Below are 24,633 nucleotides of genomic sequence, written 5' to 3'. Positions count from 1 at the left end.
GGGTCAGGGTGGTGCCGCGGGGCGAGGCAGCGGCAGCCGTGCTGTGGACAGCCGCGTCGGCACCCGTCACGGCCCGAGCCTGTGGAGCCCGGCCGCCCCGCCGTCAGCGGGTGCGTGCGGCGCCCGGACGCGCCTCAGTGCGGTGCCGGTCTCAGGCGGGGATCTCCATCTCGGGCTTGGTCAGCTCCTCGACGTTGACGTCCTTGAAGGTGACGACGTGCACGGACTTGACGAAGCGCGAGGCACGGTAGATGTCCCACACCCAGGCGTCCTCCAGGGTGAGCTCGAAGAACACCTCCCCGCCGTTGGTGCGCACCTGGACGTCCACGGAGTTGGCCAGGTAGAAGCGCCGGTCCGTCTCGACGACGTAGGCGAAGAGCGAGACGACGTCCCGGTACTCGCGGTAGAGCTCGAGCTCCAGGTCGTTCTCGTATGCCTCAAGGTCCTCAGCGCTCACCGGGCCATCATGCCGCACGCCGGGCGCACGGGCCCACGGCGCCCGCCGGGCGCGTCGGGAGGGCCTGGACACGTCCCGGCCGCGGTCCGCGCCCCGGCCGCACCGCGCCTGTCAGCCGCGCGGGCCCGGGCGCCCCAGTCCCGGCAGGTGCCAGCTGCGCCGGTGCTGCTCACTGGCCCCCAGCCGGGCGAGGGCGGCGACGTGGGCGGCGCTGGCGTAGCCCTTGTTGGAGGCCCAGCCGTAGCCGGGGTCCTCGAGGGCGCTCATCAGCGTGTCACGGTGCACCTTGGCCAGGACGGAGGCCGCTGCGACGACGGCGCAGCGGGCGTCGCCCTTGACCTGTGTGCGCACGGCCGGCACAGCCACACGCAGCCGGGCCCCCGCGCCGAGCCCCGGGACCTGCCCGCCCAGCCCGACGTCAGGCAGGGTGCCGAGCAGGTCCGCCTGTGGCGGGCTGAGCCAGTCCGAGGTGCCGTCGAGGATGACGAGGCCGGGCGCGTGTCCGCGGCGGGCGGCCTCGTCCAGGGCACGCCTTCCAGCCAGGCGCAGGGCACCAACGATCCCCAGGGCGTCGATCTCGGCGGGGCTGGAGGAGGCGACCGCCCAGTCCAGCACCCAGCGTCGGCAGGGTCCGGCCAGGGCCTCACGGCGGCGGGCGGTCAGCTGCTTGGAGTCGGCAAGGCCCTGTGGGAAGGCGTCCGGGGTGCTGCGCGAGACGACGGCGAGGCCGACGGTGACCGGGCCGGCGAGCGAGCCGCGTCCCACCTCGTCCATGCCTCCCACCAGGCTGTGACGCGCCAGCTCCTCGAGCTCCAGGACACGGTCCGGCAGCAGGTGCGGGGCGCTCACGCGCCCTCCTCGGGGGCCGGCTGCGCAGGGGCCGGGGCCTGTCCGGGCTCGGGCACGAGGTCGAAGGCGCGGGCGCCCTGCCCCAGTCCCTTCCAGCTCGAGACGGGCCAGACGACGGCGACGCCCACCCCGATGACGTCCTCCATGGGGACGAAGCCGCCGTGCGCGTCGTCCTGGTGGAAGCGCGAGTCCGCCGAGTTGGACCGGTTGTCCCCCATCACCCACACGAAACCCTCCGGCACCACCACGTCGAAGGCCACGTCCGAGGCCGAGCGGCCCTCCTTGACGTACCCCTCGTCCAGGACCACCCCGTTGACGCTCACCGTCCCCGAGCCGTCCGCCACCACACGGTCCCCCGGCACCCCGACCACCCGCTTGATGAGGATGTGCCCGGTGTCCTCGGGAAGCTGGCGCATGAGGATGAGCAGGTCCTGGACCGCGCCGCGCAGCCCGGTGGGGTCCTGGGTGTCGAGCCAGTGGTCGGGGTCGCGGAAGACGACGACGTCGCCGCGCTCGAGGTCACCGACGTCATACAGGGTCACCACCACGCGGTCGCCCGCCACCAGCGTGTCCTCCATGGAGGCGGAGGGGATCTCGAACCACTGGACCACGAAGGTCTTGACGAAGGCCGTGACGACGAGCACCGCCAGGACGGCGACGAGGGCCGCCACACGCGGGCGCCTGCGACGTCGGCCCTGGGCGGGGGCCTGGACAGCACTGACGTGCGGCCTGGCCCGCCGCGCGGGCGGGTACGAGGGGGGAAGGGTGGGGGCCGGCAGGTCGTCGGGGGCGGCGTCGGGGGTGTCCGCGGTGCGCAGGGCGTGGGTGGGTGTCCCCGCGTCGGCCGGCGCCGAGCCCGTGGTGCCGGGGGCCTCGACGCCGGCCCCGGCGGCGGTACTGGTGTCACCGGCCTGGTGGCGCGAGCGGTCACTGGTGCTCGTCATGCGGGCCCCCTCTCATCGGGGCTGCGGGAGGGACGGCGGCGGGAGGGTGCCCGCCTGGGACGCGGCGTCGCCCGGCACCCGGAGGGGCACCGGGCGACGCCGATGAGCTGAGGGGCGAGCCGGGGCTCAGTCCTCGCGACGCTCCTTGATCTTGGCTGCCTTGCCGCGCAGGTTGCGCAGGTAGTACAGCTTGGCGCGACGCACGTCACCGCGGGAGACGACCTCGATCTTCTCGATGGAGGGGGTGTGGAGCGGGAAGGTGCGCTCGACGCCGACGCCGAAGGAGACCTTGCGGATGGTGAAGGTCTCGGCGACGCCCGCGCCCTGGCGGCCGATGACGATGCCCTGGAAGACCTGGACACGGCTGCGGCTGCCCTCGACGACCTTGACGTGCACCTTGAGGGTGTCGCCGGGACGGAAGGCGGGGACGTCGTCTCGAAGCGACTGGGCGTTGATCTCGTCGATCAGGTTGCTCATAGGAGTATCTCCACACGCTCGTGCCACTGGTCAGGGGCGATCGGTCGGTGGCGCCGCGCCCCCACCGAGCCGGGGCTGAGGGGGCTGCGCCGTGTGCTGGCGCCCTGGGGTCCTTCCCGATGGGCGTCCCCCCAGTGGCAGGGACGCTCTGAGGCCCGAGGGCCCGGCCAGTGTGCCACAGCGCCGCACGGGGCGGCGAGCCCCTCGATGGCGACGTGCCCGACCTCACGCATCCAGCGGCCCCGCCCGGCACCCCCGGCCAGCGCCCTCAGCCGACGCCCCGCGAGCCTGCGGTCAGGAGGCGGGGACGGCACTGAAGGCCTCCCGGCCACCGGACAGGGTGCCGAGCCTGCCCAGCGGCCACACGACGACCTTGGCGACGCCGACGACCTCGCTGACGGGGACGAAGCCGCCGTGCGCGTCGTCCTGGTGGAAGCGCGAGTCCGCCGAGTTGGACCGGTTGTCCCCCATCACCCACACGAAACCCTCCGGCACCACCACGTCGAAGGCCACGTCCGAGGCCGAGCGGCCCTCCTTGACGTACCCCTCGTCCAGGACCACCCCGTTGACGCTCACCGTCCCCGAGCCGTCCGCCACCACACGGTCCCCCGGCACCCCGACCACCCGCTTGATGAGGTGGTGCCCGGGATCCTCGGGCAGGACCCTCAGGGCAACGAGCAGGTCCTGGACCGCGCCGCGCAGCCCGGTCGGCTCGGGGACCGTGAGCCACCCGCCCGGGTCATGGAAGACGACGACGTCGCCGCGCTCGAGGTCACCGACGTCATACAGGGTCACCACCACGCGGTCGCCCGCCACCAGCGTGTCCTCCATAGAGGCGGAGGGGATGACGAAGGTCTGCAGGACGAGGCTGCGCACAAGGACGATGACGGCGAGGACGGCCAGGGGCGGGCCGACGACGCGGATCAGGCGGCGCGGCCCCTGCCCGGCCCGCGGACCCAGCGCGCTCCTCGTGCTCACCGGCCGCTCCACACCGGCTGCTGCGGGTCGCACGCACCCGGGCTGAGGGTCATGACGACGTCGCGGCAGCTCTGACCGCCGACGTCGTAGCGGCGGGTGCCGACCTTGACGAAGCCGCTGCGGCGGTAGGCCTTGTGGGCGCGGCGGTTGCCGTCGTGGGTCCCGAGCCACAGGGTGGTGACGCCGAGGGCGCAGGCCCCGCGGACGGCCTCGGACAGCAGGACGTCGACGAGGCCCGAGCCGCGCAGGCGGGCATCGACGTACACCTTGCTCAGCTCGGCGGCCAGGCCCGGGCCTCCTGCCGGACGATGGGGGACGTTGACGGCCGCGGGCCGGGGGTCGAGGCCGGCAGGCAGGGCGCCGGCGTCGTCCTCGGCCTCCAGGATGACGACGCTGTAGCCGACCGGCTCGCCCGCGCGCACGGGACCGGCCTCAGCAGGGGTGTCCTCAGTGAGACAGGCGAGGGTGACGATGACACGGGGGTCCGCCTGCCAGGCTCCCAGGCGCTCGGCGGTGAGGTGGCGGTCCATGTGCTCAGTGACCTGCTCGGTCGTGAGGAAGGACGGGCAGGCGTCAGGGAAGGTGCGCCTGGCGAGCACGACGAGGCCGGGCACGTCCTCGGCCAGCGCCCGCCGCAGGCTCAGGGGCACGGGGTGGGCGGCCCCGCGAGGCACTGCCCAGCCGTTGTGGGCCAGGGCGGCGCGGTCCTTCCCGTCGAGGTGCTGGGCGTCGAGCCGGGCGACCATGTCGGGGCGGCGGTCGGCCGTGCGGGCGATGGCCCTCTCGCGCCGCTCGCGGGCGACACGAGGGTGGTTGCCCGACAGCAGGCCGGGCCAGCTCGTGGCGAGGTCGTGCCCGCGCCAGGACACCGGACGGGTGTGGACGGGGTACTCCAGCAGGCCGGCGCGCGAGTGGGACTCCTCGACGACGGAGTCCGGGTTGCCCAGGACTCCGGGGCGCAGGCGGGCGACGGCCTCGATGATGACGAGGGCGGCAACCTCTCCCCCGTTGAGGACGTAGTCGCCGATGCTCAGCTCGCGCACCTCGACGCCGAGCTGGCGGTAGTGCTCGGGGACGCGGGCGTCGATGCCCTCGTAGCGCCCGCAGGCGAAGACCACCTGGTCCGCGTGGGCCAGGTCCTCGGCGGTGCGCTGGGTGAAGACCTCGCCCGCGGGCGTGGGGACGACGAGGACCTGGCGGGTCCCGGCGCGGCGGCGGCCGGTGGCCGCCTCGCGGGCGGCGGCGCGCTCGGCGGGCAGGTCGAGGACGGTGTCCAGGGCCTCGCCCCAGACGTCGGGCCGCATGACCATGCCCGCGCCGCCGCCGAGCGGGGTGTCGTCAACGGTGCGGTGGCGGTCGTGGGCCCACCGGCGCAGGTCGTGGACGGCCAGGTCGATGAGGCCGGTGCCGGCGGCCTTGCCGATGAGGGACAGCTCGAGCACGCGCAGGTAGTCGGGGAAGATCGTCACGACGTCCAGGCGCAGGCTCCCGGAGGCGGTCACAGGAGCGTCCACCCGGTCGGGGGCCGGCTGGGCGGGGGCCGGCGCCTGGGGCACGTCGGCGGCCATCAGCGCACCTCCTGCGCCTCGCCCAGGCCCGGGAAGAGGCCCCCAGGAGGGTCGAGGGTCACGGTCCCGGCCTCGAGGTCGAGTGCGGGCACCAGCGCCTCAACGAAAGGCACGGCGACGCTCTCGCCCTGCGGGGTGCGCACGACGAGGCGGTCCTGGGCGACGCCGGGCTCGAGGTCGGTGACGACGCCGAGGACCTGGGGGCCGTCGCCCGAGGCCTCGCCTGCCAGGCGCACGGCCGTCAGCCCGATGAGCTCGTGGGCGTACCAGCCGTCGTCGTCCTCGTCCTCGCCGTCGGTCTCAACCAGCAGGTGCACGCCGCGCAGCGCCTCGGCTGCGGTGCGGTCCTGGGCCTCGGCGAAGGCCGCGTACCAGCGCTGGCCGTCGAAGCGCAGGCGCGCGACCGTCAGGGGGCCGGCGGCGGCGGGCTCGGTCGGCAGGACGGTGCCAGGCTCAAGACGCCCCTCGGGGTCGTCCGTGCGGATGTCGAGGCGGACCTCTCCCTTGAGGGCGTGGGCTGGGCCGATGACGGCGACGGTGAGGAGCACGGCCTCAACCTACCGCGACCGCCTGGGCGGGACGGCTGTCGGGGGCGTGCGCTGGGCCACCAGGGCGCACGCACGCGGACGGCGCCTGCTGCACTGACTGGCTCTGGTCTTGTCCAGCTCCTGTCAGCGGCGGTCGGTGTCAACGACGTCGACACGCACCGGTGAGTCGGCGAGCGCTCCGACGACCGTGCGCAGGGCACGGGCCGTACGTCCGGAGCGGCCGATGACACGACCGAGGTCCTCGGGGTTGACGCGCACCTCCAGCAGGTCGCCGCGGCGCAGCGACCGGGAGGTGACGGTGACGTCGTCGGGGTTGTCGACGATGCCACGCACGAGGTGCTCGAGCGCGTCGGCCAGCACGTCAGGCCTCCTCGGCCGGGGCCTCGGCGGGCTCCTCGGCCGCGGCGGCCTCGGCGGCCTCCTTCTCAGCCTTGGCCTTCGCCTCGGCGGCGGCGGCCTTGCGCTTCTCGGCGTCCGTGGCGGCGGCCTTGACGGCGTCGGCCTTGGCGGTGGCGGCGGCCTCGGCGTCGCGGACCTTGAGCCGGCCCTCGGCACCCGGCAGACCCTTGAAGGTCTGGTAGTCGCCGGTGATCTTGAGAAGGTTGAAGACGGTGTCGGAGGGCTGGGCGCCCACACCGAGCCAGTACTGCACGCGCTCGGAGTCGATGCGGATGAGCGAGGGCTCCTGCATCGGGTCGTACAGACCGATCTCCTCGATGACACGGCCGTCCCGCTTCTTGCGGCCGTCGAGGACGACGACGCGGTAGAAGGGCTGGAACTTCTTGCCCATGCGCTTGAGGCGAATCTTGACTGCCACTTGGTGGAACTCCTGGTTCTGGATGGGTTGGCCCGCGCCGACCTCCGGTGGGGTCAAGCAACGGAGCGCGGTGAGAGCCGAGACTGGGACGAGGTCGGGGAGAGGGACCGTCACACGTCCGAGTACAAACCGGCATTGTGCCAGACGGGCACGAGGGCGGGCGAGTCGGCACCGGCCCCCGTGCGCCCCCGCCACTGCGAGATCGCCCACAGTCGCCCGCAGGCGCCAGCGGCACCCCCAACGGCCCGCCGCCTACAGCCCTCCCCGCCGCCGGGCCGGATACGTCTGACATGCGTCACACGCATCCGGTGACGCACCTCAGTACCGCCCGCGCTGCGGCCCCGCGAGCCTGGTGGCATGAACACGCATGACTCCAGCCCCACCGTCGAGATAACGGACCTGACCAAGGTCTTCGGCACCGGCGCCCGCACCGTGCGCGCCGTCGACGGCGTGAGCCTGACCATCGACCGGGGCGAGATCGTCGCCTTCCTCGGCCCCAACGGGGCCGGCAAGACCACCATCCTCGACACGCTGCTGGGACTGACGAACCCGACCGCGGGGCAGGTGCGGGTGCTCGGCACCCAGCCCCGGCAGGCGGCCGCCAGCGCCCGCCTCGGCGTCGTCCTCCAGACCGGCGGGCTCATCACCGACTACACGGTCGCCGAGACCCTGCGCGCCATCGCCTCCCTCCAGGGTGCCAGCGCCACCCGCGACCTCGGCGCGCTCGCCGCCTCGACCGGCCTGACCCCGGTGCTGCACCGCCAGGTGGGGCGCTGCTCGGGCGGTGAGCTCCAGCGGCTGCGCCTGGCCCTGGCGCTCGTCGCCGCCCCCGAGCTCCTCGTCCTGGATGAGCCGACCGCCGGCATGGACGTCACCGCCCGCACCGCCTTCTGGGACACGATGCGCGAGCAGGCGCACGGCGGGCGCACGATCCTCTTCGCCACCCACTACCTGGAGGAGGCCGCCTCCTTCGCCGACCGCATCGTCATCATCGCCCGGGGCCGCCTCGTGGCCGACGGCACGGTGGACGAGATCCGGGCGCTGGGCGAGGGCACCGTCGTGTCCGCCACCTGGGAGGGCCTGGACGAGGCCCTCCTGGCCCGGAGCCTGGAGGACTCCGGCCTCACAGGCGCTGTCCTGGGCACGGCGCTGCGCGGAGGACACGTCGAGATCCGCACGAGCGCCCCCGACGACGTCGCCCGCTGGCTGCTGACGGCCACACCGGCCGTGCACCTGGGGATCAGCACCGTCAGCCTCAACGAGGTCTTCACCTCCCTCACCGACGACGCCTCCCCCGCCCAGCACGCGGGCCAGCACGCCGCCTGAGGCCACCCACCACCGACCACGCAAGGAGAGAGCACCATGACCTCCGCCACCGTCCCGTCCGTGCGCCCGGCGCACCCCGTCCTGACCTTCGCGCTGCTGGAGCAGCTGCGCGCCGTGCGTCACCCGGCGAACCTGTTCTTCGTCATCGCCTTCCCCCTGGGCCTCTACCTCATGTTCGGCAACATCGAGGGCAAGGGGTCGATGGCGATCAGTGAGCACGGCAACCTCTCGGCCTCGACCATGCTCGCCATCGCCTGCTTCAGCGCCTGCCTGGCGGCCACCTCCACGGCGACCGGCACCGCCGTCGAGCTGCAGGCCGGGTGGGGCAGGCAGCTGGCCGTCACCGCAGGCGGTATGCGCACCTTCTGGGCGGTCAAGACGTCCACCGCCTTCGTGCAGGCCACCATCCCGGTCGTCGTCATCTTCATCGCCGGCGCCCTGACGACGGCGGAGCTGGACGCACGCACCTGGGTGCTCAGCTTCGTGCTGGCCCTGGTGACCGTCGTCCCTATGATCCTGTGGGGCATGGTCGCCGGGCTCCTCCTGCCTCCGCAGGTGGCCTACGGCGTCGCCCCCACGATGGTCTCCTTCTTCGGCTTCCTCGGCAACGCCTTCATGCCGCTCAACGAGACGATGATGAACATCGGGCGCTTCACCCCGATGTACGGGCCCGTCGCGCTCGTGCGGTGGCCGCTGCTGGAGGGCAAGACCTACGTCATCGACGTGCCCGAGCTCGTCCAGGACGAGCTGTGGATGGCGGTGGCTAACCTGGTGGCATGGACCGTCCTGCTCGCCCTGCCGATGGTGGCGCTGCGCCACCGCGCGACGGTGCGCCGGTGAGCCACCCTGAACGGGCCGAGCAGGCCGAACACCAGCCGTCCTACCTCAACTGGCAGGCCGTCGGCTGGCTCGTCCTGCTCGGCTTCCTCGTCGTCGCGGTCTTCGTCGAGCCCCGTACGGTGGAGGTGCGGGTCCTCGGCGTGAGCGCCATCCTCGTCTTCTCGGCGGTCTACACCCATGCCTTCGCCTACGAGCGCTCGTGGCTCGCGGTCCCCTCGGGCGCCTCGGTGGCCCAGGAGCTGCGCATGGTGGCCCCGCCGCTGCTCGCCATGACCGTGTGCGCCCTCGTCTCCCTGCCGGCCGTCGGCTGGTGGTGGGTGTGCTACACCCCCTACTTCGCCGCCTACATCCTGTTCCTCACGCGCCTGCGCACCGGGCTCGTCGCAGCGGGGCTCGTGACCGCAGCCGCACTCGTGACCATCTACCTCGGGCACCCTGGGCAGCCGTTCCTGGGTGCGGGGATGGGCACGTGCCTGTCCTGCGGTGGTATCGCCCTGGGCCGTCTGGCCGCGGAGAGCGACGCGCGCACTGCTGCCGCTGCCCGCGAGCGTGCGGCGACGGCGCAGGAGCGGGCCACGGCCCGCACCCGCGACGAGATCAGCCGTGACATCCACGACCTGCTGGGCCACTCGCTCACGGTCCTCACCCTCAAGGCCGAGGTGGCCCGCCGTCTTCTCGACACGCAGCCGCAGCGCGCGGCCCGCGAGCTCGACGAGATCATCGTCCTGGCACGTGCCTCGCTGGCGGACGTGCGCTCGACGGTCACCCGCCTGCGGGCCCCGGACCTCGCCGGCCAGGTGGAGGCGACCCGCACCGCCCTGAGCGCCGCCGCGGTCTCGCTGTCGCTGCACGGCTCGGCCCAGGAGGTCCCCGAGCGCCAGCGCCCGCTCCTGTCCTGGGCGCTGCGGGAGGCGACGACGAATGTCGTGCGCCACGCCGGGGCCTCACATGTGGAGGTCGAGATCGCCACCGGTCTCCTGCGGGTGAGTGACGACGGCGTCGGCCTGGGCCCGGCCGGGGAGGACGCCGGCGAGCACCGCGTCGGTAACGGGCTCATGGGGCTGCGCTCGCGCATCGAGGCCGAGGGCGGCAGCCTCACCCTCACCAGTCCCGCACCCGGGGGCGCCGCACGCGCCGTCGGCACCGTCCTGGAGGTCCGGCTCCCATGAGCACCGATGCCACCCGCCCCGCGTCCAGCCGTCCGATCCGCGTGCTGCTGGTCGACGACCAGGCCCTCGTGCGCGGCGCCCTGGCCACGCTGCTGGGCCTGGAGGAGGACATCGAGGTCGTCGCCCAGCTGGGCACGGGAGCCGGAGTGGTCGAGGCGGTCCGGGAGCACGAGGTCGATGTCGCGCTGCTGGACATCGACATGCCGCAGGTGGACGGTCTGGCCGCCGTCGCGCAGCTGAGCGCCTCGGGACTGGCCTGCCGCAGCCTCGTGGTGACGACCTTCGGCAGGCCGGGCTACCTCTCGCGCGCCCTGGAGGCTGGCGCGGCGGGCTTCATCGTCAAGGACACGCCGCCCGGGGAGCTGGCGGTCGCGATCCGCACGGTGCACGCGGGCGGGCGCGTCGTTGACCCGACCCTCGCCCAGGAGTCGGTCTTCCTCGGCCCGAACCCCCTGACGGCGCGTGAGCGCGACGTCCTGCGGGCGGCGGCCGACGGCGCCGACGTCCACGAGATCGCGGGCGTGCTGCACCTGGGTGAGGGGACCGTGCGCAACTACCTCTCCGACGCCATCGCCAAGACGCGAGCGCGCAACCGCACCGAGGCGGCTCGCACCGCGGAGGCCAACGGCTGGCTGTAGCCCCGCTCAGCCCTCGTCCAGGCTCGCGACGCGCTCGCCCGCCCGGTCCGGAGTCCACACGTCCCCGGGCAGCTCGGCAGGCAGCAGCGGGTTGCCGGGGGCGATGAGGGCCGGCTCGGCCACGCCCTCGGCACGCTGGCGGTCGTAGTCGCGTAGGACGCCGAAGACCCAGCGGCTCAGCCACAGGACGGCCACGAGGTTGAGGATCGTCATGAGGGCCAGGGCGATGTCCGCCATGACCCAGGCCAGGTCAAGGGCGACGACGGCGCCCAGCCCCGTGGCCGCCGTCATCGCCAGGCGCAGCACGACCCCCGAGCGCCGTCCCCCACCCAGGTAGGAGACATTGACCTCGGCGAAGGTCGAGTAGCCGAGCACCGAGGAGTAGGCGAAGGTGAGGACGACGACGCTCATGAACCACACGACCCAGCCGCCCGGCAGGATGTCGGCCAGGGCGTGCTGGACGAGGGTGGTCTCAGCCCACTGGGGCTCGACGCCGGGGGTGTAGACGGCCGGGGAGGCGAGCAGGACCGTCAGGCCCGTGGCCGTGCAGATGACGATCGTGTCCACGAAGACGCCGAAGCCCTGGATGAGCCCCTGGACGACCGGGTGGGCGACGTCGGCCGTCGCGGCGCCGTTGGGTGAGGAGCCCTGCCCCGCCTCGTTGGAGAACAGGCCGCGCTTGGTGCCGTTGAGGAAGGTGGCGAACAGGCCGCCGCCGGTGCCCGCCAGGCCGGCGCGCAGGTGGAAGGCCCCGGCGACGACGTCGGACAGGGCGGCGGGAACCCGGTCGAGACTGACGAGGATGACGACGGCGACGACCGCGAGGTACAGCAGCGTCATGAGGGGAACGAGCCACTCGGTGACCCGGGCGACGGCGCGCATGCCCGCCAGGAGGATGGGGGCGGTCAGGACCATGAGCGCGATGGCGGTGGCCCCGGCCGGCAGGCCGTGCGCCTCCTGGAGGGTGGAGGCGATGGTGTTGGACTGCACCATGGGGAAGATGAGCCCGTAGGAGAAGACGAGCATGGCAGCGAAGACCAGGCCCATGGCCCTGCCGGTGGCGCCGAAGCCGGCCAGGCCCAGGCCCCGCTGCATGTAGTAGGCGGGGCCGCCGCGGAAGATGCCGTCGGCGTTGCGGACCTTGAAGACCTGGGCGAGCGTGGACTCGGCGAAGGAGGTCGCCATGCCCAGCAGGGCGACGACCCACATCCACAGCAGCGCGCCGGGGCCACCCAGGGTGATGGCCAGGGCCACGCCAGCGATGTTGCCGGTGCCCACGCGCCCACCCAGGCCGATGACGAAGGCCTGGAAGGAGGACAGGGAGCCGCGTTGGTGGCGCGAGTGCGCCACCAGGCGCACGGTGCGGGCGAAGAGCCGCAGCTGCACCCCGCGCGTGCCGAGGGTGAGGTAGAGGCCGGTGCCAAGCAGCACCCAGATGAGGACGCGTCCCGACACGATGCCCTCGAAGGAGGACAGGGCCGAGGTCAGCGTCGTGGTGAGGGAGGCGGGGAGCGCTGTCATCACGGGAGTCCGTCCGTTGCGGGGATCCGGCGCGCAGGCCGGTGCGGGGACGACGGCGAGGCTACCTCACCCCGGGCCGGGCAGGCTCACGTCCACGCCCCAGGGCCTGCTCTCACAGCCCCAGGGTGCGGCGAAGGTCCTCCGGAAGGGCGCTCATGGCGCTGGCGACGTCGTCACGGTCCGCAACGCCCTGCTGGCCGGGCACGGTGGAGTGTCCACCGGGGGCCGTCTGGCCCGCGGCACCCAGCCCGAAGGCGGAGCCCGCCACCGGTGCCGCTGGGGCCTGGGCCTCCTGACGGCCGCGAGCCGCCTCGCGGGCCTGGCGGGCGGCCTTGGCCGGGTTTCCGGACCGGCCCTTCCTGCCGCCCTTGCCCTGCTTGGCCTTGGGCGCCTGGCGGGCCTTGGCGCGCTTGCCCATGCCCGGCAGGGAGCCCATGCCCGGCACCATGCCGTTGTCCCCGAGACCGCCTTGGGCCATGGCCTCCATCATCTTCTTAGCAGCCTCGAAGCGGGTGACGAGCTCGTTGACCGCCTGGACGGAGGTGCCCGACCCCTTGGCGATGCGGGCGCGGCGCGAGCCGTTGAGGATCGACAGGTCCCGGCGCTCAGCGGGGGTCATCGAGCACACGATCGCCTCGACGCGGTCCACCTCGCGCTCGTCGAAGTTCTCCAGGGCCTCACGCATCTGCCCCATGCCCGGCATCATGCCCAGGAGCTTCTTCATCGAGCCCATCCGGCGCACCTGGCGCAGCTGGGACAGGAAGTCCTCGAGGGTGAAGGTGCCCGAGGCCATCTTGGCGGCGGCGGCCTCTGCCTCCTTCTCGTCGAAGACGCGCTGGGCCTGCTCGATGAGGGTGAGCAGGTCACCCATGTCGAGGATGCGGCTGGCCATGCGGTCGGCGTGGAAGCGCTCGAAGTCCTCCAGCCCCTCACCGGTGGAGGAGAACAGCACCGGGGCGCCGGTGACACCGCGCACGCTCAGCGCCGCACCGCCACGGGCGTCGCCGTCGAGCTTGGACAGCACCACGCCGGTGAAGCCGACGCCGTCGCGGAAGGCGACGGAGGTGTTGACGGCGTCCTGGCCGACCATGGCGTCCAGGACGAAGAGGATCTCGTGAGGCTGGACGGCGTCGCGGATGCGCACCGCCTGGTCCATCATCTCGGCGTCGATGCCCAGGCGCCCGGCAGTGTCGACGACGACGACGTCGTAGCCGTGGGCACGGGCCTGCTCCACACCGGTGCGGGCGACCTGGACCGGGTCGCCCACGCCGTTGCCGGGCTCGGGGGCCCACACGTCCACCCCGGCGCGCTCGGCGACGACGCTCAGCTGGGTGACGGCGTTGGGGCGCTGGAGGTCACTGGCGACGAGCAGCACGCGCCGGCCCTCACCCGTGAGCCACTTGCCGAGCTTGCCGGCCAGGGTGGTCTTGCCGGCGCCTTGCAGGCCCGCGAGCATGATGACGGTGGGACCGCGGTCCGCCCAGCGGATGTCGCGGGTGGCGCCACCGAGGATCTCGACGAGCTCGTCGTTGACGATCTTGACGACCTGCTGGGTGGGGTTGAGGACCTGTGAGCGCACCGCCTCCTTGGCCTTGTCCCGCACGGCGGAGGTGAAGGAGCGCACCACCGGCAACGCGACGTCGGCCTCGAGCAGCGCCCGGCGGATCTCGGAGACGGTGGCGTCGATGTCTGCGTCGGTCAGACGTCCCTTGCCGCGCAGCGACTGGAACGAGGCGGTGAGACGGTCGGAGAGGTTGCCGAACACGCGAGGTCCTTCCCTCGGCGCCCGGGGCGCCGGGTGGTGATCGAGCCCGACGGCGCCGGACCTCTCGGTCCGGTGACGCCCGGGTGTGGCCGCCACTCAGGATAGCGGCCCGGTGGCGGCCCGCGACCCCGGCCTCCTGCCAGACCCCGGGCTCAGGCGCCGGGCTCGGGCTCCTGCTCGCGCTCGACCAGCGCGAGCAGGTCCCGTGTGAGCCCGGTGAGCACCGCGGCCAGGCGCTCGTCGTCGGCACCGAGCAGCGCGGCCCGGCGCCAGGCCTCACCTGAGCCCGCCGGCACGGTGCCCAGCCGGGACGCGTGCTCCAGCAGGCGCTTCTCACCGGGGTGGTAGACGCGGTTGAGGGCGAAGAGCATGTTGAACCACAGCGCCTGCACCGAGGCCCTCCGGTGCGTGACCATGAGCACGTCCCCGCGCTCGAGCGCCGTCACCAGCTGCTTGAGGCACTCCCCCAGGATCTCGGGTGTCTGGGCGAGGACGCGCCGTCGGGTGGGCTCGGGGTAGGTGGCGAGCTGTGCGCGCAGGCCCGCCAGGGCCCCGTCGTCGGCCACGGGCACGCAGGTGGCGAGCGTGTGGAGGAAGCAGGTCGTGAAGCCCTCGCTCATGAGGCCCTCGCCGGTGGCGGCAGCCACCTGCTCGCTGAGCACGTCCGTCTGGAGGTAGACGACCTCGACAAGCCGACCGCCGACGACGAGGTGGTCCTCCGGCCCGAAGGCCTCATGGGCGCTCACGGTGGCGTCGTCGGCCAGCGCCCGCAGGGCCTGGGCGCGCAGCCCGGCAGCGGGCACGGGGCCGGACACCAGGGCGTAGGCGTCGGTGTCCGAGGCGGCATCGGCCAGGCCGGAGGCCCGCGAGCCGCCGATGGCCACGGCCCGGGTGCCCGGCAGGGTCATGAGGGCCTCAGCCAGGGCACGGTCGGAGGCGGTGATCTCCACTGCGACCACGTCCTCAGGCCAACAGGGCATCGACGAAGGCCTCGGGGTCGAAGGGGGCGAGGTCGTCCGCCCCCTCCCCCAGGCCCACGAGCTTGACCGGCACACCCAGCTCGCGCTGGACCGTCACGACGATGCCGCCCTTGGCGGTGCCATCCATCTTGGTCAGCACGATGCCCGTGACACCGACGGCCTCGGAAAAGACCTGGGCCTGGCGCAGGCCGTTCTGCCCGGTGGTGGCGTCCAGGACGAGCAGGATCTCGCCCACCGGGGCGATCTTGCCCATGACGCGCTTGATCTTGCCGAGCTCGTCCATGAGGCCGGCCTTGTTCTGCAGGCGCCCGGCAGTGTCCACGAGAACGACATCGACCCCCTGGGCGGCGGCCTCCTGGGCGGCGTCGAAGGCGACCGAGGCGGGGTCCGCGCCCTGCCTGTCGGAGCGCACGACGGCGACGCCGACGCGCTCGCCCCAGGTGGCCAGCTGCTCGGCGGCAGCGGCGCGGAAGGTGTCCGCCGCGCCCATGACGACGCTGTGCTCCTGGGCGAGGAGCACGCGGGCGAGCTTGCCGCAGGTGGTGGTCTTGCCGGTGCCGTTGACCCCGACCATGAGCACGGCGGCCGCGGGGGCGCCGTCACCGTTGAAGCCCTCGGCGGCAGCGGGCTTGGTGAGGTTGAGGGAGCGGTCCATCGTGGGGTCCACCAGGCGCAGGAGCTCGGCGCGCAGGACGGACCGGACCGCCTCCGGGTCACTGGTGCCCAGGACCTTCGCCTGGGTGCGCAGCTCCTCCATGAGGGTGGTGGTGACCTCGATGCCGAGGTCGGAGGTGAGCAGGGTGTCCTCGATCTCCTCCCAGTCCGCCTCGGTGAGGTCCCCGCGCGAGAGCACCGACAGCACGGCCCGGCCGAAGCCGCCCGAGCCGGCCAGGCGGGCCCGCAGGCGCTGCATGCGCCCGGGGATGGACTCGGGGATCTCGTGGAGGACGGGCTCGGCGGCCTCCTCGGGGCCCGTGATCTGCTCGCGCTCGGGCGCGGGAGGCAGCTGGGCGCGGTGGCGGCGCACGAGCAGGACAGTGATGCCCGTAGCGAGCACCACGAGGACGGCGATGAGGACGTAAAGGAGCGGATCCATGCCCTCATCATGCCCGACGCTGCCGCCGGCGTGTCACGGCTGGGTGCGAGCCAGGCGCTGGCTCACGGCCTGGGTGACGCCGTCACGCATGGTGATGCCGTACAGGGCGTCAGCCACCTCCATCGTGCGCTTCTGGTGGGTGATGAGGATGATCTGGCTCGACTCGCGCAGCTCGGAGAGGATGTCCAGCAGACGCCCGAGGTTGGTGTCGTCCAGGGCCGCCTCAACCTCGTCCATGACGTAGAAGGGCGAGGGACGCGCCCGGAAGATCGCGATGAGCAGGGCGACCGCCGCCAGCGAGCGCTCCCCGCCCGACAGCAGGGACAGGCGCTTGACCTTCTTGCCCGCAGGGCGCGCCTCGATCTCGACACCGGTGGTGAGCATGTCCTCGGGGTCGGTGAGCACGAGCCTGCCCTGCCCGCCGGGGAAGAGCCGGTCGAAGACGAGGGAGAACTCACGGGCCGTGTCCTGCCAGGCGCTGGTGAAGACCTCCAGGACACGGGCGTCGATCTCCTCGACGATGCGCAGCAGGTCCGCCCGCGAGCGCCTGAGGTCCGCCAGCTGCTCGGCGAGGAACTGGTGGCGCTGCTCCAGGGCGGCGTGCTCCTCCAGGGCGAGGGGGTTGACGCGCCCCAGGCGGGCCAGGTCGCGGGTGGCGCGGGCCAGACGCTGGTCCTGCTCGGCGCGCACGTAGGGCCGTCCCGGACGGGCCTGGGGCTCCCCACCGTCCTCGGGGTCCTCCTCAGGCGGGTCGGGCACGGGCATGTGGGGTCCGAACTCCTCGACGAGGGCCTCGAGCTCGAGCCCGAGCTCGCTCATGGCCCGGTCCGCGAGCGCCTTAAGGCGCATGCGCTGCTCGGCCCGGGACACCTCGTCACGGTGGGCGGCGTCGGTCAGCCGGGAGATCTCGGCGGTGACGCGGTCGATCTCCTCACGGGCCTGCGTGGTCGCGCCCAGGCAGGCGGCGCGCTCCTGCTCGAGGGCTGTGCGCACGGCCTGGGCCTCGGCGACCCACTGCCGGCAGACGTCGGCGGCCAGGCGGGCGTGGTCGCGCACGTGGCTGGCGACCTCGAGCTGGGCGCTGCGGCGGGCCTCGGCCCGCTCGGCGGCGGCACGCGCCTCCCGCTCACGCCGGGCTGCGGCGCGAAGGGAGTCCGCGCGGCCGCGTCCGGCGCGCTCGCGCTCCTCGGCGGTGCGCAGGGCCAGGCGGGCCTCGGTCTCGGCGGCACGGGCGGTGCGGGCGGCGGCCAGGGCGGTCTCGCGCTCTCGGCGGGCGGTCTCAAGGAGGGTCTCCAGGTCCCCGGCGCCGGAGGGCTCGGGCCCCACGGGCTCCGCCTCGGTGAGAGCCATAGCCGTGCTGGCTGCGGCGAGCTCGGCGGTGCGTTGGGCGGCCTCGGCCTCGGCACGCTCGCACACGCGCTGGGCACGGCCGGCCTCGTCGTCGGCGGCACGCACGGCCGAGGTCAGGCGGGCGGTCTCCTCGGCGACGCGCGCGGCGGCGGCGTCGGCGCTGCGCAGGGCGGCCAGGGCCTGGCTCACACGGTGGCGGGCCAGCTCCTCTCCCGCCCGGGCCCGCGCCAGGGCCTGGCCCGCGGCGGCCTCGGCACGCGCTGCGTCCTGGGCCCGACGGTCCGCCTCCTCGTGGGCGGCGACGAGCTCGAGCACGCTGGCACTGCCCCGTCCGGTGCAGGAGGCGCGCCCGGGCGCGAGGAGCTCGCCGTCACGTGTGGCGACGACGGCGGTGGGACGGCGCTCGCGCAGAGCGGTGGCGGCCTCCAGGTCAGCCACCGCCCAGGCGTCGGCCAGGAGGGTGGTGAGCAGGGCGTCGAGGTCGAGGGCACGGGCCCGAACGAGGTCGAGGGCACGGCGCGCCCCGGCGACGTCCTGCGGGCCGCTGGCCGCCCCGGCTCCACCAGCCTGCCCGTCGGTGGAGCCGGCTGGGTCGCAGGGCCGGTCGGTGACCTCCTGGACCGCCAGCCTGAGGGAGCCGACGTCCTCACGGTGCGCGTGCCCGAGGGCGCGCAGGGCCGCGGCCTCGTCGGTGACGAGCGCGGCCCCGGCGATGTCTCCCATGAGGGCGGCGATGGCGTTCTCCCACCCCCGCTCGACGCTGAGCTCCTCAGCGAGCGGGCCGAGGACGCCCTCGAGACCGCTGGCACACAGCCCGACCGTGCCGTCCTGGCCGCGCAGGGACAGGGCCAGGGCGTCACGGCGCGAGGTCCAGGAGGCGACCTCGGCGGCGGCCTCACGGCGGGCGTCGGTGGCGGCGGAGACGGCCTCGCGCTCGCGCGCGAGGTCCCTGGTGGCGTCCTCGTGGGCCCGGGCCGCGCTCTCCTGCGCCGTCGGCTCCTGCTCAGGCGTCCCGGCGGCGGGGGCCGGGGCGCCGGTGGGCTCGACGGCCTGCCCACCCACGGTCTGGACGGGCTCGCCCGTGTGCGCGACGAGCGCGAGGCGGGCCGCGTCGGCGCGCTCCTGTGCGGCAACCAGGAAGCTGCGCGCCTGCTCCAGAGCGGCCAGTGCCGCCTCGTGGCGCGAGCGCGCGGAGGCCACGCGCCCCCCGGCGCGGGCGAGCCGCTCGCGGCGCTCGGCCTGGCGGTGGGTGATGTCGGTGAGCGTGCGCTCACGGGCGCTCTCGGCGGCCTCGGCGTCGGTACGCGCACGCGTGGCCTCAGCCAGGGCGGTGCGGGCCTGCTCGATGGCGTCTGACAGCGCGTCCTCCTCGGCGGCCGCCGCCTCGGCGCGGCGCTCCAGCTCGTCGGGGTCGGTGCCGCGGGCGGGGCGGGGTATGCCGACCAGGCCGCGCACGCGCTCGGCGGCGACGTCGGCGAGCGCCGAGAAGGACTGGGCGGCTGCGCTCAGCTCCTCCCACACGCCGGTGGCCCGGGCCAGGCGCTGGCCACTGGTGGCCTCGGCCGCGGCCAGAGCGGCCAGGCGGGCGCGGGCCTCGCGCTCTAAGTCCTCGGCCTGGGCACGGCGGCGCTTGAGGAGGGCCTGGTCCTCGTGCCCGGCCTCGAGGAGGGACTGGGTCTGGACGACGTCGTCGGCCAGGAGACGGGCGGTGGCGTCGCGGACCTCGGCCTGGATGGTGTGCGCCCGGCGGGCGACGGCGGCCTGGCGGGCCAGGGGGCCGAGCTGGCGGCGCAGCTCGGTGGTGAGGTCGGTCAGGCGGGTGAGGTCGGTGGCCATGGAGTCGAGCTTGCGCAGGGCGCGTTCCTTGCGCCGCCGGTGCTTGAGGACGCCGGCGGCCTCCTCGATGAAGCCCCGGCGCTCCTCGGGGCTCGCCGTCAGGACGGCGTCGAGCTGGCCCTGGCCGACGATGACATGCATCTGGCGGCCCAGGCCGGTGTCGCTGAGAAGCTCCTGGACGTCGAGCAGGCGGCAGGGGCTGCCGTTGATCTGGTACTCGGAGCCTCCGCCACGAAAGAGGGTGCGGGTGAGCGTGACCTCGCTGTAGTCGATGGGAAGGGCGCCGTCGGTGTTGTCGATGGTGAGGCAGACCTCCGCGCGGCCCAGGGCGGGGCGTGATCCGGCGCCGGCGAAGATGACGTCCGACATCGTGGCGCCGCGCAGGCTCTTGGCGCCCTGCTCACCCATGACCCAGGTGAGGGCGTCGACGACGTTGGACTTGCCCGAGCCGTTGGGTCCGACGACGGCGGTGATGCCGGGCTCCAGGCGCAGGGTCGTGGACGAGGCGAAGGACTTGAACCCCTTCATCGTCAACGTCTTGAGGTGCACGGGGCCACGATAGCCGTCGGGCGGCAGCGGGCGCTCCGGGGCTCCCGCCCCAGGGTCACAGCCCCAGCCCGGCCTCCCGGAGGACCACCAGGGACCGGTGACGCCACATCTGGGAGACGGCTGAGCCCGGGTTGAGGTCGAAGACGTGGTCGGTGTAGGGCACGACGTGGGTCTCGTGCGCGGCGCCGGCGCCGTTGAGCTCGGCGTCCAGCGCGAGCGTCCCGGCCACGGGGACGACGTGGTCCCGCTCCCCGGCGACCACCAGGGTGGGTGGCAGGGACTGAGCGAGCCCGGCGTCGGCCACCTGCCTGAGCAGCGCCACGGGGTCGATGGCCTCATAGCGCCCGGGGACCTCGTCGGGGGTGCCGCCGGTGTAGCGCTGGGCCCGTTCGGACACGAAGGGCCCCATGACGAGGTCGGTGTTGTCGTGGAAGCCGACGGGGTCGGCGATGGGGTACTCGGTGAGGACCGCGTCGATGCCGGGGACCTGACCCCCGCAGGCGGCGGGGTGCTCGGGCAGGGTCCCGAGGGCCTGACGGTAGGTCAGCGCGAGGGCGAGGTGGCCTCCGGCGGAGTCACCGACGAGGGCGAGGCGCTGGGCGTCGCCCCCGTACTGGCTGGCGTGCGCCCCGACCCAGGCCAGGCCGCAGGCGGTGCGCGACTCGGCGAGCTGCCAGGTGGGCAGGCCGGTGGTGGACAGGGGGTAGTCCACGGCGACGGCCAGGTAGCCCTGCCGGGCGAGCCAGTCGGCCTGTCCCCGTGTCATGGGGTTGAGCCGATCGCCGTTGGACCAGCCGCCGCCGTGGACGAGGACGACGACGGGCACGCCCTCGGGGTGGGCCGAGCGCACCTGGTCGGGGGTCTGGGGCGTGCCGTCGGCGCCACGCGGGTACCACACGCCGGCCCGCAGGAGCTGGCCGGTCTCGGCGTCGTCGAGGACGACCGGCTCGCGGTCGGGTGCGGAGCCGGCCTGGCCGAGGCCCGTCAGGGCGAGCAGGTCGATGTCGGTGCCCTGGGCGGTGACGTAGGAGAGCTGGGCGGCTGCGACGCCCCCGGTGACGGCGGTGGCCAGGGCGAGCAGCGCCGCGGTGGCCGCACGCAGCCGGGTGCCGGGGCCGGCGGGTGAGCGCCCGGCCCGGTGGGGGCGCAGGGCGCAGGCGGTGGCAAGGAGCGTCAGGAGCAGCAGAGCCAGGAGGATGTCCAGGCCCCAGGTGCCCAGCATGAGCGAGTAGGACAGGCCGGGCAGCTCGAGCAGCTCGGCGCAGGCCGCGAGCGCGAGGAAGGAGGCCAGGGCAAGGGCCATGAGCTGTGCGCGAGGGCGTCGAGGCCCGATGCGCCGGGTGCCGCTGCGCTCACTCACGCGGCGCAGCCTAGCCCCGGCCTGGCCCGGCCGGCTGCCTGCCCGCGGCCTGGACAGGCGCCGGGGCGGCGCAGGCCGTCACCGCGCGTGCTCAGGGCCGCGGTGACAGCGGGGCCGCGCCCTGCCCGGGCGGCTCGTCAGCGGCATCCGGGACCCGCCCGGAACCGGGGCCCACCTCACCGGCCAGCAGGCGCTGGACGCGCTCAAGGGTCGTGGCGGGGTCGGGGCCGACGGCCGTCGCCTCGACCCTGCCCGCGCCGGTGACGCCGGTGACGAGCAGCTGCGCCAGCGTCGTGGCGGGCCGTCCCTCGATCCACAGGTGTGAGCGCTCGGCCTCCAGGAGCACGGCCAGCTGGGCGGCGGGCCGGGCGTGCAGACCGGCCGGGTCGCTGACGTACAGCGGGCGCGAGGCGGCCGGCTCCTGCTGCGGGGCAGGCGCGTGGGCGCGGGCGGCGTCGTCCCACAGGGCCATGACCGTGCGGGCCGCCCTGGCGCAGGCTGTGGCGCCCGACCCGCAGGAGGCCTCCACCGCGGCGGCCAGGCTGCCCTGGGCCACCGGGACGTCGACGACGACCGCGGGCTGGGCCCCGTCCACACCTGGGCCCGGCGCGCCCTCCTCCGCGAGGACCGTCTCGACCGCCATCTGCGCGACCATGAGGGCGCTGCCGAGGTCCGTGGTGATGAGCACCTCGTGGCCCGCCTCGAGCAGCTCGCGCACCGCGGCCTCCACGGCTGCAGGATCGGTGCCGACTCCGCCGTCGGGGCCGCCTCCCACTGCCCGCACGAGGACCTGCGGGGCCATCTGGGTGATGATCTCCCCCACGCCCTCGGCCAGCTGGACCGAGTGCGACACGACGAGGACCGCCGTCAGGGGCCGGCCGTCACGGGGCGAGGGCCGCTCGTGCGAGGCGTGGTGGCCGTCGGGGGCCTGGCGGGCGCGCTCGGCGCAGGAGGGCAGGGCGGTCACCGTCTCAACCCCTCACCTCGCAGGCCTGCCGGGCGCTTCGGGCCGCGGCCGCCAGGATGAGGGAGGTGGACTCGGCGCCCGGGTCCCGGTGCCCGCGCGAGCGCTCGCCCAGGAAGGAGGCCCGGCCTCGGCGCGCCCGCATCGGCTCAGTGGCGGCTGCCCCTGCGGCGGCGGCCCCTGCGGCCGCCTCGAGGACCACAGCCGGGGCGTCGGCGGACTGACCCACCCGGGTCACGGCCTCCTGGGCGGCGCGGGCGGCGGCCGTCCAGGCGTCCACCATCGTCTTGTCCCCCACCTCGGCGTGCCCCCGGGCGAGGACTCCCTCGCAGGCGGCCACGACCATCCGGGCGGTGCCCGACGCGTCGAGCACGGGCGCGTCGGCCTCGCGGGACGCGCGCAGGAAGGCCGTGCCGATGAGGGGGCCTGCGGCACCGCCCACCGTGGAGATGAGGACTGTCGCGGCGCGCTTGAGGACCGCCCCCGGCGTGGGCAGCTCGCCCGCGTCCTGCAGGGCTGTCACGGCGGCGCGCAGGCCACGGTCGAGGTTGGTGCCGTGGTCGCCGTCGCCGATGGCCGTGTCGAGGGCGGTGAGCTCCTCACGGTGCTCGGCAACGGCCTGCGCGGACAGGCGGATCCAGGACTCGGCCCAGGAGGCGTCAAGAGGCATGGTGCTTCCTTCGACGGTGACGGTGGGCGCTCACGCGCGTGGCTGCGCCCATTGTTCCATGACCGCCCCCGGCGGCTGGAGACCCGGGCCCGGTCCGTGGCGGGGTCAAGCCCGGCCGAAGAGCGCGCGCGCCTGGGCGGCGAGCACCACCGAGCCCAGGACGAGCACCCCGGAGGCCGTCAGGGGCGCCCCGGAGCCCTCCGAGAGCCTGGCCGCCTGGTCGATGCCGGAGGCCAGGTCCTGCGCGACGACCACCCGGTCATCGCCGTAGACCTCGCGCGCCGTCGCGGCCAGCGCCTCGACGTCCATCGCCCGCGGGGAGTCCACCGGGACCACCACGACCGCGTCCGTGGCCGGCTCGAGGACGGACAGCACACCCTCCGCGTCCTTGTCAGCCATGATGCCCATGACGGCCACGAGGTGCTGGAAGCCGAAGGCCTCCTCGACCGCCGGCACGAGGGCGCCCACCCCGTGCGGGTTGTGGGCGGCGTCGACCAGGACCGTCGGGGAGGAGCGCAGCACCTCGAGCCGGCCCGGGCTCGTGACCGAGGCGAAGCCGTCCTCAACCACCTTGGCGGGCAGGGGCCGCCCGGCGAAGACCGCCTCGGCGGCAGCCAGCGCCAGCAGCGCGTTGTGCGCCTGGAAGTGCCCGTGCAGGGGGATGAAGACGTCCTCGTAGACGGCGGCGGAGGTCGCCAGGCTCACCATCTGCCCGCCGACGGCGAGCGTGCGGTCGAGCACGCGCAGGGTGCCCGCGCCGGGCGCCTGGGGGTCCTCCTCCGGGTCGGGCTCACGACGCCACACGACGCCGTGCTGCGCGGCCGCCGCGGCGATGACCTCCTGCGCCGTGGGAGGCTGCACGGCGGTGACGAGGGTCGCGCCGTCCTTGATGATGCCGGCCTTGTTCTGGGCGACCTCGCGCAGGGTGCTTCCCAGCCAGGCCGCGTGGTCCAGCCCGATGGGCGTGATGACCTCGACCTGCGAGGCGACGACGTTCGTGGAGTCCCAGGTGCCCCCCATACCGACCTCGATGACGGCGACGTCCACCGGGTGGTCGGCGAAGAGGGCCAGGGCCATGACGGTGAGGACCTCGAAGAAGCTCAGGCGGGGCCCGCCCTCTGCCACCGATCGCTCATCGACCATGCGCACGTAGGGCTCGACGTCCTCCCAGGCGGCGATGAAGCCCTCCTCGCTGACCGGCTCGCCGTCGAGGCTGATGCGCTCGCGGATCGTGGCCAGGTGGGGGCTGGTGAAGCGCCCGGTGCGCATGCCCGTGGCGGCCAGGAGGCGCTCGGTCATGCGGGCCGTGGAGGTCTTGCCGTTGGTGCCGGTGACGTGGACGACCCGGTAGGCGCGCTCGGGGTGGCCGAGGAGGTCGAGGACGGCCTCGACCCGGGACAGGGAGGGCTGGACCCTGTGCTCGGGCGCGCGCGCCAGGATCTCGGCCTCGACCTGGCGCATGCGGGCGCTGACCTCCACGGCTCGCGCGGCGGCACGCAGCGAGGCCCGGTGCGCCTGCTGCTCGTCGGGCGGGTCCGGCAGGACGCTGTCCCACTGCTCCCAGTCGTCGGAGCCGTCCTCATCGACCTCGGCCAGCAGGGCGTCGAGCTGGTCGAGGCTGTCGGCGCCGAGCATGTTGCGGGCGACGAGCTCGCGCAGGGCCTGAAGGTCCTCGGCGTCCTGCTCGGCCAGGCGCCCGGCCTGATCGGCCCCGGCCTCGCGCACGTCGGTGACGGACAGGTCGGGGGCGTCGGCGGCCTCGATGTAGGGCAGGAGCTCCGGGTCCACGCCCTCGGTCCCCGTGGCCTGGCGGCGCAGGGCCGCCAGGCCGCCCTCGTGCAGGCCGTCACCGAAGACGGCGTCGACGACCTCCTCGCCGCTGGCCCCCTCAGGGATGCCGAAGGCGGCGCCCTCGTGCTTGTCCATGCTGC

Annotated in this window: 22 protein-coding genes; 4 read left to right on the top strand and 18 right to left on the bottom strand. The window is 74.3% G+C overall.

Features of this window, described 5'->3' with window-relative positions; translation table 11 throughout:
- Positions 1–151 precede the first annotated feature (151 nt).
- The 9 genes from ACSJJR_RS07500 to rpsP all read right to left on the bottom strand — a co-directional run bounded on the left by ACSJJR_RS07500 (position 152) and on the right by rpsP (position 6,638).
- Positions 152–457: a DUF2469 domain-containing protein gene (locus tag ACSJJR_RS07500; protein WP_435942817.1), complete on the bottom strand. Its 306-nt coding sequence runs from the start codon at positions 455–457 to the stop codon at positions 152–154.
- Positions 458–568: 111 nt separating this feature from the next.
- Positions 569–1,306, bottom strand: coding sequence for a ribonuclease HII (locus tag ACSJJR_RS07495; RefSeq protein WP_435942816.1), 738 nt, complete (start codon positions 1,304–1,306; stop codon positions 569–571).
- Entirely contained in the window at positions 1,303–2,250 is a 948-nt protein-coding gene (lepB, locus tag ACSJJR_RS07490; RefSeq protein WP_435942815.1) for a signal peptidase I, read from the bottom strand. Before lepB (ACSJJR_RS07490) ends, ACSJJR_RS07495 begins: the two co-directional genes overlap by 4 nt.
- A 126-nt stretch (positions 2,251–2,376) precedes the next feature.
- A complete protein-coding gene (rplS, locus tag ACSJJR_RS07485) occupies positions 2,377–2,727 on the bottom strand; it encodes a 50S ribosomal protein L19 (protein WP_435942814.1) in 351 nt (116 codons plus the stop codon).
- Positions 2,728–3,021: 294 nt separating this feature from the next.
- Entirely contained in the window at positions 3,022–3,738 is a 717-nt protein-coding gene (gene lepB, locus ACSJJR_RS07480) for a signal peptidase I (protein WP_435942947.1), read from the bottom strand.
- Entirely contained in the window at positions 3,702–5,189 is a 1,488-nt protein-coding gene (gene trmD / locus ACSJJR_RS07475; protein ID WP_435942950.1) for a tRNA (guanosine(37)-N1)-methyltransferase TrmD, read from the bottom strand. Before trmD ends, lepB (ACSJJR_RS07480) begins: the two co-directional genes overlap by 37 nt.
- An 83-nt stretch (positions 5,190–5,272) precedes the next feature.
- Complete coding sequence (gene rimM, locus ACSJJR_RS07470; RefSeq protein ID WP_435942946.1) at positions 5,273–5,821, bottom strand: ribosome maturation factor RimM; 549 nt, start codon at positions 5,819–5,821, stop codon at positions 5,273–5,275.
- Between the two features lie 123 nt (positions 5,822–5,944).
- Complete coding sequence (locus ACSJJR_RS07465; protein WP_003786440.1) at positions 5,945–6,181, bottom strand: RNA-binding protein; 237 nt, start codon at positions 6,179–6,181, stop codon at positions 5,945–5,947.
- 1 nt (position 6,182) lies between these two features.
- A complete protein-coding gene (gene rpsP / locus ACSJJR_RS07460; protein ID WP_435942945.1) occupies positions 6,183–6,638 on the bottom strand; it encodes a 30S ribosomal protein S16 in 456 nt (151 codons plus the stop codon).
- Positions 6,639–6,995: 357 nt separating this feature from the next.
- Here rpsP and ACSJJR_RS07455 point away from each other — a divergent pair, with 357 nt between their 5' ends.
- Genes ACSJJR_RS07455 through ACSJJR_RS07440 form a run of 4 tightly spaced genes read left to right on the top strand, consistent with a single transcriptional unit; the run spans position 6,996 to position 10,611 of the window.
- Positions 6,996–7,964, top strand: coding sequence for an ABC transporter ATP-binding protein (locus ACSJJR_RS07455; RefSeq protein ID WP_435942944.1), 969 nt, complete (start codon positions 6,996–6,998; stop codon positions 7,962–7,964).
- 36 nt (positions 7,965–8,000) lie between these two features.
- Positions 8,001–8,804, top strand: coding sequence for a hypothetical protein (locus tag ACSJJR_RS07450; protein ID WP_435942943.1), 804 nt, complete (start codon positions 8,001–8,003; stop codon positions 8,802–8,804).
- A complete protein-coding gene (locus ACSJJR_RS07445; protein WP_435942942.1) occupies positions 8,801–9,973 on the top strand; it encodes a sensor histidine kinase in 1,173 nt (390 codons plus the stop codon). Before ACSJJR_RS07450 ends, ACSJJR_RS07445 begins: the two co-directional genes overlap by 4 nt.
- Entirely contained in the window at positions 9,970–10,611 is a 642-nt protein-coding gene (locus ACSJJR_RS07440; protein WP_435942941.1) for a response regulator transcription factor, read from the top strand. Before ACSJJR_RS07445 ends, ACSJJR_RS07440 begins: the two co-directional genes overlap by 4 nt.
- A 6-nt stretch (positions 10,612–10,617) precedes the next feature.
- Here ACSJJR_RS07440 and ACSJJR_RS07435 read toward each other — a convergent pair whose 3' ends face one another.
- The 9 genes from ACSJJR_RS07435 to ACSJJR_RS07395 all read right to left on the bottom strand — a co-directional run bounded on the left by ACSJJR_RS07435 (position 10,618) and on the right by ACSJJR_RS07395 (position 24,628).
- Positions 10,618–12,132 (bottom strand): alanine/glycine:cation symporter family protein, encoded by a 1,515-nt coding sequence (locus ACSJJR_RS07435; protein ID WP_435942940.1) that lies wholly within the window; start codon positions 12,130–12,132, stop codon positions 10,618–10,620.
- A 112-nt stretch (positions 12,133–12,244) separates the two neighbouring features.
- Complete coding sequence (ffh, locus tag ACSJJR_RS07430; protein ID WP_435942939.1) at positions 12,245–13,897, bottom strand: signal recognition particle protein; 1,653 nt, start codon at positions 13,895–13,897, stop codon at positions 12,245–12,247.
- A 152-nt stretch (positions 13,898–14,049) separates the two neighbouring features.
- Positions 14,050–14,847: a DUF4037 domain-containing protein gene (locus tag ACSJJR_RS07425; RefSeq protein WP_435942938.1), complete on the bottom strand. Its 798-nt coding sequence runs from the start codon at positions 14,845–14,847 to the stop codon at positions 14,050–14,052.
- 13 nt (positions 14,848–14,860) lie between these two features.
- The gene (gene ftsY, locus ACSJJR_RS07420) at positions 14,861–15,973 is read right to left on the bottom strand and encodes a signal recognition particle-docking protein FtsY (protein ID WP_435942937.1); all 1,113 of its coding nucleotides are present in this window, start codon (positions 15,971–15,973) and stop codon (positions 14,861–14,863) included.
- 33 nt (positions 15,974–16,006) lie between these two features.
- Positions 16,007–19,708: a chromosome segregation protein SMC gene (gene smc, locus ACSJJR_RS07415; protein ID WP_435942936.1), complete on the bottom strand. Its 3,702-nt coding sequence runs from the start codon at positions 19,706–19,708 to the stop codon at positions 16,007–16,009.
- Between the two features lie 55 nt (positions 19,709–19,763).
- Positions 19,764–21,068 (bottom strand): alpha/beta hydrolase, encoded by a 1,305-nt coding sequence (locus ACSJJR_RS07410; RefSeq protein ID WP_435942935.1) that lies wholly within the window; start codon positions 21,066–21,068, stop codon positions 19,764–19,766.
- A 91-nt stretch (positions 21,069–21,159) separates the two neighbouring features.
- Entirely contained in the window at positions 21,160–22,035 is an 876-nt protein-coding gene (locus ACSJJR_RS07405) for an HPr family phosphocarrier protein (protein ID WP_435942934.1), read from the bottom strand.
- A gap of 4 nt (positions 22,036–22,039) precedes the next feature.
- Positions 22,040–22,702: a dihydroxyacetone kinase subunit DhaL gene (gene dhaL / locus ACSJJR_RS07400; protein ID WP_435942933.1), complete on the bottom strand. Its 663-nt coding sequence runs from the start codon at positions 22,700–22,702 to the stop codon at positions 22,040–22,042.
- 105 nt (positions 22,703–22,807) lie between these two features.
- Complete coding sequence (locus ACSJJR_RS07395) at positions 22,808–24,628, bottom strand: bifunctional folylpolyglutamate synthase/dihydrofolate synthase (protein WP_435942932.1); 1,821 nt, start codon at positions 24,626–24,628, stop codon at positions 22,808–22,810.
- Positions 24,629–24,633: the final 5 nt, after the last annotated feature.

It is taken from the genome of Actinomyces sp. W5033 (genome assembly GCF_051303165.1).
The sequence above is the reverse complement of the archived record's forward strand: the minus strand, read 5'-3'. Positions and strand labels throughout refer to the sequence as shown.

Coding starts and splice junctions, on each gene's coding strand:
- lepB (WP_435942815.1), bottom strand. CDS start 2,250: ATGACGAGCACCAGTGACCGCTCGCGCCACCAGGCCGGTGACACCAGT.
- rplS (WP_435942814.1), bottom strand. CDS start 2,727: ATGAGCAACCTGATCGACGAGATCAACGCCCAGTCGCTTCGAGACGAC.
- ACSJJR_RS07455 (WP_435942944.1), top strand. CDS start 6,996: ATGAACACGCATGACTCCAGCCCCACCGTCGAGATAACGGACCTGACC.
- ACSJJR_RS07450 (WP_435942943.1), top strand. CDS start 8,001: ATGACCTCCGCCACCGTCCCGTCCGTGCGCCCGGCGCACCCCGTCCTG.
- ACSJJR_RS07440 (WP_435942941.1), top strand. CDS start 9,970: ATGAGCACCGATGCCACCCGCCCCGCGTCCAGCCGTCCGATCCGCGTG.
- ACSJJR_RS07435 (WP_435942940.1), bottom strand. CDS start 12,132: ATGACAGCGCTCCCCGCCTCCCTCACCACGACGCTGACCTCGGCCCTG.
- ftsY (WP_435942937.1), bottom strand. CDS start 15,973: ATGGATCCGCTCCTTTACGTCCTCATCGCCGTCCTCGTGGTGCTCGCT.
- dhaL (WP_435942933.1), bottom strand. CDS start 22,702: ATGCCTCTTGACGCCTCCTGGGCCGAGTCCTGGATCCGCCTGTCCGCG.
- ACSJJR_RS07395 (WP_435942932.1), bottom strand. CDS start 24,628: ATGGACAAGCACGAGGGCGCCGCCTTCGGCATCCCTGAGGGGGCCAGC.